The sequence below is a fragment of the Variovorax sp. YR752 genome, from assembly GCF_943372545.1.
In genome coordinates this window covers 1-7,908 of sequence record NZ_CALRZC010000311.1, presented here as the reverse complement: position 1 = coordinate 7,908, position 7,908 = coordinate 1, and the positions used below count along the sequence as shown (strand labels likewise).

The following is a 7,908-nucleotide window of genomic DNA, read 5'->3' as shown; positions in this document are numbered from 1 at the left end:
GAAGCCGGAAGGTGGCGGCCTGACGGTGAAGGAGCGCATCGCGGACTCGCCCGAGCCGCTGCGCCTGGGCGGCGTGGGCAACGTGCTGCGCGCGCAGCTCGAGCCGCTGGTCGGCTGCGAGGTGCGCACGACCATCCTCGGCCACGTGCAGCGCGGCGGGGCGCCGACACCCTTCGACCGCGTGCTGGCCACGCAGTACGGCCACGCCGCGGCGCGGCTGGTGGCGGCGAAGGACTTCAATCGCGTGGTCGTGCTGCAGGGCGACCGCATCACCAGTGTGCCGCTGGCCGAGGTGGCCGGCCGCAGCCGCAACGTGCCGATCGATCACCCGCTCTTGCGCACCGCCTGGGACACCGGCATCTCGACGGGCACGGTGGCCCCGTAGACGAGGCGAGCCTCAGGCGCGTGCCGCCAGCGCCGCCAGCAGCTTGGCGTGGATGCCGCCGAAGCCGCCGTTGCTCATGCACAGGATGTGGTCGCCGGGCCGCGCCGCGGCGATCACGCGCTCGACCAGCTTGTCGACGTTGTCGCACACCACCGCCAGCTTGCCCATCGGCGCCAGTGCCTCCTCGGCGTTCCAGCCCAGGCCGCCGCTGTGGCAGAAGGCGAGGTCCGCCTCCTCCAGTGACCACGGCAGCTGCGCCTTCATCGTGCCCAGCTTCATGGTGTTCGAGCGTGGCTCGAACACGGCCAGGATGCGCGCCGTGCCGACCTTGCGGCGCAGCCCGTTGACGGTGGTGCGCATCGCCGTCGGGTGGTGGGCGAAGTCGTCGTAGACCTTGATGTCGCCGACCTCGCCGCGCAGTTCCAGCCGCCGGCGCACGTTCTCGAAACTGGCCAGCGCCCGCGCCGCCACCTCGGGTGCCACGCCGACATGCTCGGCCGCGGCGATCGCCGCCAGCGCATTGAGCTGGTTGTGCTCGCCCAGCAGCGACCACTCGACCCGCGCGATCTTCAGGCTGCCGCGCAGCACGTCGAAGGCGTGCGGCTCGCCGCGCGCGCGCAGCGCGCCCGGCTCCTCCTTGCGCGCGCCGAAGCGCAGCACCTCGCTCCAGCAGCCCATGCCGAGCACACGCTGCAGCGCCTCTTCACGCGCGTTGACGACCAGCCGGCCCTGGCCCGGCACGGTGCGCACGAGGTGGTGGAACTGGCGCTCGATCGCCGCCAGGTTCTCGAAGATGTCGGCGTGGTCGAGCTCGAGGTTGTTGAGGATCGCGGTGCGCGGCCGGTAGTGAACGAACTTGCTGCGCTTGTCGAAAAAGGCGGTGTCGTACTCGTCGGCCTCGATGACGAAGGTCTTGCCCGAGCCGAGCCGCGCTGACACGCCGAAGTTGAGCGGCACGCCGCCGACCAGGAAGCCGGGCTCGAGGCCGGCACGGTCGAGGATCCAGGCCAGCATCGAGGTCGTCGTCGTCTTGCCGTGCGTGCCGGCCACCGCCAGCACGTGGCGGCCCTGCAGCACGTGGTCGGCCAGCCACTGCGGGCCGCTGGTGTAAGCCGCGCCGGCGTCGAGGATGGCCTCCATCAGCGCGTTGCCGCGCGAGACCACGTTGCCGATCACGAACAGGTCGGGCTTGAGCGCGAGCTGGTCGGCACCGAAGCCCTCGATCAGCTCGATGCCCAGGGAGCGCAGCTGGTCGCTCATCGGCGGGTAGACGTTGGCGTCGCAGCCGGTGACGCGGTGGCCCGCTTCGCGCGCGAGTGCCGCGAGGCCACCCATGAACGTGCCGCAGATGCCCAGGATGTGGATGTGCATGAGCCGATTCTATGGAGCGATGGTGGGCGCGGAACTGCTAAGGTGCGGGGCCATGCCCGAGCCCCAGCCGATCGTCGCCTTCGCATGGATTGCCAGCCATCCGTGGCTGTATCCGCTGCTCGAGGCGCTGCACGTGGTCGGCATCGGATTGCTGCTCGGTAGCCTCGTGCTGCTGGAGCTGCGGGTCTGGGGCCTCGGGGCGAGCCTGCCGGTCGAGCCGCTGGCGCGCCTCGCGCTGCCGCTGAGCCTGGCCGGCTTCGGCCTCGCGGCGACCACCGGACTGACGATGTTCATCAGCCAGCCGGGCGAACTGCTCGCCAACCGGGTGTTCGTCGTGAAGATGGCGCTGCTGATGCTGGCCGGGCTGAATGCTGCGTCCTTCCATGCGCGCGGCGGGCTGCAGTCGCTGGACCGTTTCGCACGCATGCAGACCTTGGTGTCGCTGGGGCTTTGGCTGGCCGTCATCATCTGCGGTCGCTGGATCGCCTACTACTGAATGGAGCCCACCATGCAGCGCAGAACCCTTCTGATCGCCGCGGCTGCCCTGCCGCTGGCACCGGCGTTTGCCCACCACGGCTGGAGCAGCTTCGACCAGGGCCGGCCGATCTACCTCTCGGGCAAGGCGCGCAAGGTCGCCTGGCGCAACCCGCATGCCGAGTTCGACCTCGAGCTCGATGCCGATCTGAAGCTGCCGGCCGATCTGGCGAAGCGCCCGGTGCCGGCGCAGTCGGCCAGCGTCGACGGCGCCGCGCTGTTCTCGCGGGCGCAGCTGCCCACGCGCAAGGACAAGGTCTGGCACATCGAGCTGGCGCCGCTGACGCGCATGCAGGCCTGGAAGGTGGCCGAGATCCGCGACGGTGATGCCGTCTCGCTGCTCGGCTTCACCTTCGCCGGCGAGAAGGGCGAGGCGATCCTGCGTGTCGAGTACCTGATGGTGGGCGCGCAGACCTACGGCCTGCGCTCTTCGCCCGCGTGATCCGGCCGGCCTGATCGACGCGCTCAGCGCTTCAGCGCCTTCGCGGCCGCCGCCACGGTGGCGGCGATGTCCTCGGCGCTGTGCGCCGCGCTGACGAAGCCGGCCTCGTACAGCGCCGGGGCGAAGTACACGCCCGAGTCCAGCATGGCGTGGAAGAAGGCGTTGAAGCGCTCCTTGTCGGTGGCGATCACGGCCGGATAGTTCTGCGGCAGTTCGTTCGAGAAGAAGAAGCCGAACATGCCGCCTTCGCAGTCGCCGACCATGGGCACGCCGGCTTCGCGGGCCGCGCCGAGCAGTCCGTCGACCAGCGACTTCGTCTTCGCGCCCAGCGCGTCGTAGAAGCCGGGTTGGCGGATCTCGCGCAGCGTCGCCAGGCCGCAGGCCGTGGCCACCGGGTTGCCGGAGAGCGTGCCGGCCTGGTAGACCGGGCCGAGCGGCGCGAGCTGCTCCATCACTGCGCGGCGCCCGCCGAAGGCCGCCAGCGGCATGCCGCCGCCGATCACCTTGCCGAACACGCTGACATCGGGAACGAAGCCTGGGATGAGCTTCGCGTACAGGCTCTGCGCGCTGCCCAGCGCGACGCGGAAGCCGGTCATCACCTCGTCGAACACCAGCAGTGCCCCATGCTTCGTGCACAGCTCGCGCAGCGTCGTCATGAAGGGCACGCTGGCGCGCACGAAGTTCATGTTGCCGGCGATCGGCTCGATCATCACGCAGGCGATGTCCTTGCCGTGAAGGGAGAAGGCCTCCTCGATCTGCGCCAGGTTGTTGTACTCGAGCACCAGCGTGTGCTGGACGACTTCGGCGGGCACGCCGGCGCTGGTCGGGTGGCCGAAGGTGGCCAGTCCCGAGCCGGCCTTGACCAGCAGCGCGTCGGCGTGCCCGTGGTAGCAGCCCTCGAACTTGACGATCTTGCTGCGGCCGGTGGCGCCGCGCGCCAGGCGCAGCGCGCTCATCGCCGCCTCGGTGCCCGAGCTGACCAGGCGCACCTGGTCCATGCTCGGCACCAGGCTGAGGATCTCCTCGGCGAGCTCGATCTCGCGCTCGGTCGGGGCGCCGAACGAGAAGCCTTCGGTCGCCGCCTTCTGCACCGCCTCGAGCACGGCCGGGTGGCCATGGCCGAGGATCATCGGGCCCCAGGAGCCGATGTAGTCGATGTAGCGCCGGCCTTCGGCGTCGACCATGTACGCGCCATGCGCGCTGGCGATGAAGCGGGGCGTGCCGCCGACGGCGCGGAAGGCGCGCACCGGCGAGTTGACACCGCCGGGGATGACTTTCTGGGCACGCTCGAACAGCGCGGCGTTGCTCTTCTTCTCAATGGACATGGCGGGGGCCCTTCGGCGTGGTGTCGGTGTCGGTGGCGTCATCGGCGGGCGGTTCGCCGCCTTCGCCCTCTTCCTCGGGCGGCAGCGCCCAGAAGAAGCGGTCGGGCACCACGTTGCCCATGCCGGGGCGGAAGCCGGCGTCGAGCGCCTGGTCGAGGAAGGTCAGCGCCTCACCGACCGCGGCGTGCAGTTCGGCGCCCGAGGCGAGCAGGGCGGCCAGCGCGGCGGCCAGCGTGTCGCCGGCGCCGACGAAGGCAACGTCGAAGCGCTCGAACTTCTCGCCGGTGATCGCGCCCTGCGCCGAGGCCAGCACGTTGTCGAGGTACTGGTCCGGGCCCTTGGTGTTGGGCAGCACCACGCTGGTCACCAGCACGAAGCTCGCGCCATGCTCGGCGGCAGCGACCGCCAGTTCGCGCGGCGAGGCCGGACGCTGGTTGTCCCAGTCGGGCAGCAGGAAGTCGGTCAGCGTCTGGTGGCTGCCGACCAGCACCTCGGTCTGCGGCAGCACCAGTTCGCGGAAGGCGTCGTGGTAGGCCTGCTGGGCGTCTTCTTCCACCCAGCTCAGGTTGGGCAGGTAGGCCACCAGCGGCACGTCGGGGTAGTCGGAGAGGATCTCCGCCACCGCGCTGACGCCTTCGGCCGAGCCGAGGAAACCGACCTTCCAGGCGGCGATGGTCACGTCCTCCAGGATGCTGCGCGCCTGCTCGGCCACCACGTCGGCGTCGATCACGTGCTGGTCGAACACCTCGGCGGTGTCGCGCATCACGATGCTGGTCACCACCGGCAGGGCGTGGGCACCCATCGCGGCGATGGTCGCGACATCGCCGGCCAGGCCGCCGGCGCCGCTCGGGTCGCTGGCGTTGAAGCTCATCACGCAAGCGGGCGCCGGCTGCTCTTGCAGCGTTTCGCCGCCGGCGGCGTCGGGGGTGGTCTGAGGGTTCATGGCAGCGGGCCGCAGCGGTCGGGAACGGGGGGGGTGAGAGCGTTCCCTGCACTTACAGCCGAACGTGAAGAAAGTTGCGTATGTGCCTACACGGCCTTGATTTTTTGCGAAACCGCGTGGCTACAATCCGGTTCCGTTGCATTGTAGTGAAGGCAAAGACGCGCCGTGAGCGAACCCCGAACCTGGATGTGCCTCATCTGCGGATGGATCTATGACGAGGCGGCCGGGGATCCCGAGCACGGCATCGCGCCCGGCACCCCCTGGGAGCAGGTTCCGATGAACTGGACCTGCCCGGAATGTGGTGCGCGCAAGGAAGACTTCGAGATGGTCCAGATCTGACTCCGCCGGCATGCCTGCCCGCGGAGCCGTCCGTCCAGTCGATGAGGAGAATGCTCGGTGAGCAATGAGATCCCAGGCGGTGCCGCCGGCATCAAGGTGCTGGTCATCGACGACAGCAACACCATCCGGCGCAGCGCCGAGATCTTCCTCAAGCAGGGCGGCCACGAGGTGCTGCTCGCCGAGGACGGGTTCGACGCGCTGTCGAAGGTCAACGACCACGACCCCGACCTGATCTTCTGCGACATCCTGATGCCCCGGCTGGATGGTTACCAGACCTGCGCGATCATCAAGCGCAATCTGCGCTTTGCCAAGGTGCCGGTGATCATGCTGTCGTCCAAGGACGGCCTGTTCGACAAGGCGCGCGGCCGGATGGTCGGTTCGGAAGACTATCTCACCAAACCGTTCACGAAAGATCAGCTCCTGCAGGCGGTGGCACAGCACCGCCGTGCCGCATGATCTCCCCTTGTACCGAACCCCGCGGGCGCAAGTCTGCCGATAGCGACGGCGTCGGCCGAGAAGCCGGCGCTTACTGAGGACCCACCATGCCGATCCAGAAGATCCTGCTGGTCGACGATTCCAAGACCGAACTGCACCATCTCTCCGAGTTGCTCGGCAAGCGCGGCTTTGCCGTGCGTACCGCCGAGAACGGCGAGGAGGCCATGCGCCGCCTCGGCGAGGAGAAGCCCGACCTGATCCTGATGGACGTGGTCATGCCGGGGCAGAACGGCTTCCAGCTGACCCGCGCGATCACCCGCGACCCCCGCTTCACCGACGTGCCGGTGATCATGTGCACCAGCAAGAACCAGGAAACCGACAAGGTCTGGGGCATGCGGCAGGGCGCGCGTGACTACATCGTCAAGCCGGTCGACCCGGACGAGCTGGTCGCCAAGATCCGCGCGTTCGATTAATCACGCATCCGCATGGCCAAGAAGGAAGCACTGCGCGAACTCCAGAGCCGGCTGGCCGAGCGGCTGCAGGCGGCGCGGACACAGCAGCGCGGCAGTTCGTGGCTGGCGGTCGAGGTCAGCGGGCGCGGCATCCTGTTCCCGCTGCGCGAGGCCGGCGAGATCTTCGCGATGGCTCCGCTGGTGCCGGTGCCGCACACGCACCGATGGTTCATGGGCGTGGCCAACCTGCGCGGCCACCTGCACGGCGTGGTCGACCTGGGTGGCTTTCTGGGCGTGAAGACGACCGACGCGATGCCGCAGCAGGCCCAGCTGGTGGGCTTCAACCAGACGCTCGAACTGAACTGCGTGCTGCTGGTCGACCGCCTCGCCGGGCTGCGTGGTGAAGAGCAACTGCAACGCGAACCCGACGACGGCGTGCCACGGCCGGCCTTCGTCGGAGCGCGCTACCGCGACGGCGCAGGGCGCCCGTGGCAGGAACTGAGTCTCGCCGCGCTCGCCGGCGACGAGGCCTTCCTGCGGATCGTCGGCTGAACAGGCTGAACAAGACCGAAGAGGAACACATGAGCTTCCTGAACAAGATCAAGGGATTGGGGCGCAAGGACAGCGCCGACATGGACACGCTCGAGCAGGACCGCTTCGACGAGCCCGGAGGCCGCGATGCCGACCTGCCGCTGCCTGGCGCGGGCGGTACCGTGGCGCTGGACGTGGGCAGCCTGCAGCAGACGGCGCAGATGGATTCGTCGATCATCACCGAGGCGGCGCCGTCGGAGATGGCCGAGTTCAGCGAGGCCCGCAATGCCGGCCCCGAGACGCTCTCCGCGGGTTCCGGCGGGCTGCCGGTGATCGGCGCGCGCCCGCTGGGCGAGCAGCAGCGCATCCTGGGCGGCCTGGTGCTGCTGGGCATCATCGGCGTGGTGGCCACGACGATCCTGTCGCTGAATGCCGCGACGCAGGGCTCGGCCCAGGTGGGTGCCACTGGTCAGGCGCTGATGCAGTCGCAGCGGCTGGCGAAGTCGGTCTCGCAGGCGCTGATCGGCAGCCCGCAGGCGTTCCCGGAAGTGCGTGAGAGCACCGACGTGCTGGCCCGCACGGTGCGCGAACTGAAGACCGGCGAAGGCGCGCTGAACGCGGCGCCGGCGAACGTGCAGGAACTGCTCGACCCGCTGATGCCGCTGGTCGATCGCGCCGAGAAGAACGCCAACACGGTGATCGCGCAGCAGAAGATCCTGACCCAGGTGGGCCAGGCGCTGCGCACCATCAACCGCCAGTCCTCCGACCTGCTGGAGATCGCCGAGACGGTGTCTTCGCTGAAGCTGCAGCAGGAAGCCTCCCCGGCCGAACTGTCGGCGGTCGGTCAGCTGGTGATGCTGACGCAGCGCATCGGCAAGTCGGCCAACGAGTTCCTGACCATGGAAGGCGTGTCGCCCGAGGCGGTGTTCCTGCTCGGCAAGGACCTGAACTCGTTCCGCGAGATCGCCCAAGGCCTGGCCGATGGCAATCAGGAATTGCGCCTGCCCGGCACCAAGGATCCGCAGACCAAGGAGCGCCTGGTCGCGCTGCTCAAGCAGTACGAGGAGACCCGCACGCAGGCCAGCGCCATTCTGGGCAACCTGCAGGGCCTGGTCTCCGCACGCGAGGCGCAGGCCTCGATCAGTGCGGAC

General features: G+C 69.2%; 11 protein-coding genes. 8 read left to right on the top strand and 3 right to left on the bottom strand.

Annotated features, from left to right (window positions below; all coding sequences use genetic code 11):
* Positions 1–385, top strand: a 385-nt coding sequence (locus AAG801_RS38405) for a 6-phosphofructokinase (protein WP_341893147.1), incomplete at its 5' end; no start/stop codon positions are given.
* Positions 386–397: 12 nt separating this feature from the next.
* On the opposite strand, the gene mpl is transcribed toward AAG801_RS38405, so the two are convergent.
* Positions 398–1,756, bottom strand: coding sequence for a UDP-N-acetylmuramate:L-alanyl-gamma-D-glutamyl-meso-diaminopimelate ligase (mpl, locus tag AAG801_RS38400; protein ID WP_341893146.1), 1,359 nt, complete (start codon positions 1,754–1,756; stop codon positions 398–400).
* A 52-nt stretch (positions 1,757–1,808) separates the two neighbouring features.
* Between mpl and AAG801_RS38395 the strand changes: the two genes are divergently transcribed.
* Positions 1,809–2,252: a hypothetical protein gene (locus tag AAG801_RS38395; RefSeq protein ID WP_341893145.1), complete on the top strand. Its 444-nt coding sequence runs from the start codon at positions 1,809–1,811 to the stop codon at positions 2,250–2,252.
* 12 nt (positions 2,253–2,264) lie between these two features.
* A complete protein-coding gene (locus AAG801_RS38390; RefSeq protein ID WP_341893144.1) occupies positions 2,265–2,732 on the top strand; it encodes a DUF6152 family protein in 468 nt (155 codons plus the stop codon).
* A gap of 23 nt (positions 2,733–2,755) precedes the next feature.
* Here AAG801_RS38390 and hemL read toward each other — a convergent pair whose 3' ends face one another.
* Together hemL and AAG801_RS38380 are read right to left on the bottom strand one after the other, a co-directional pair.
* Positions 2,756–4,057, bottom strand: coding sequence for a glutamate-1-semialdehyde 2,1-aminomutase (gene hemL, locus AAG801_RS38385; protein ID WP_341893143.1), 1,302 nt, complete (start codon positions 4,055–4,057; stop codon positions 2,756–2,758).
* The gene (locus AAG801_RS38380) at positions 4,047–5,000 is read right to left on the bottom strand and encodes a bifunctional hydroxymethylpyrimidine kinase/phosphomethylpyrimidine kinase (protein WP_341893142.1); all 954 of its coding nucleotides are present in this window, start codon (positions 4,998–5,000) and stop codon (positions 4,047–4,049) included. Before AAG801_RS38380 ends, hemL begins: the two co-directional genes overlap by 11 nt.
* 165 nt (positions 5,001–5,165) lie before the next feature.
* On the opposite strand from AAG801_RS38380, the gene AAG801_RS38375 reads away from it, so the two are divergent.
* The 5 genes from AAG801_RS38375 to AAG801_RS38355 form a co-directional block, all read left to right on the top strand.
* Positions 5,166–5,339 (top strand): rubredoxin, encoded by a 174-nt coding sequence (locus tag AAG801_RS38375; RefSeq protein WP_341893141.1) that lies wholly within the window; start codon positions 5,166–5,168, stop codon positions 5,337–5,339.
* 57 nt (positions 5,340–5,396) lie between these two features.
* A complete protein-coding gene (locus tag AAG801_RS38370; RefSeq protein ID WP_341893140.1) occupies positions 5,397–5,795 on the top strand; it encodes a response regulator in 399 nt (132 codons plus the stop codon).
* 86 nt (positions 5,796–5,881) lie between these two features.
* Positions 5,882–6,247 (top strand): response regulator, encoded by a 366-nt coding sequence (locus tag AAG801_RS38365; RefSeq protein WP_341893139.1) that lies wholly within the window; start codon positions 5,882–5,884, stop codon positions 6,245–6,247.
* Positions 6,248–6,259: 12 nt separating this feature from the next.
* On the top strand, positions 6,260–6,778 hold the full coding sequence (locus AAG801_RS38360; RefSeq protein WP_341893138.1) for a chemotaxis protein CheW: 519 nt from the start codon (positions 6,260–6,262) through the stop codon (positions 6,776–6,778).
* Positions 6,779–6,807: 29 nt separating this feature from the next.
* Positions 6,808–7,908: type IV pili methyl-accepting chemotaxis transducer N-terminal domain-containing protein (locus AAG801_RS38355; RefSeq protein WP_341893137.1), on the top strand; the 1,101-nt coding region annotated here is incomplete at its 3' end.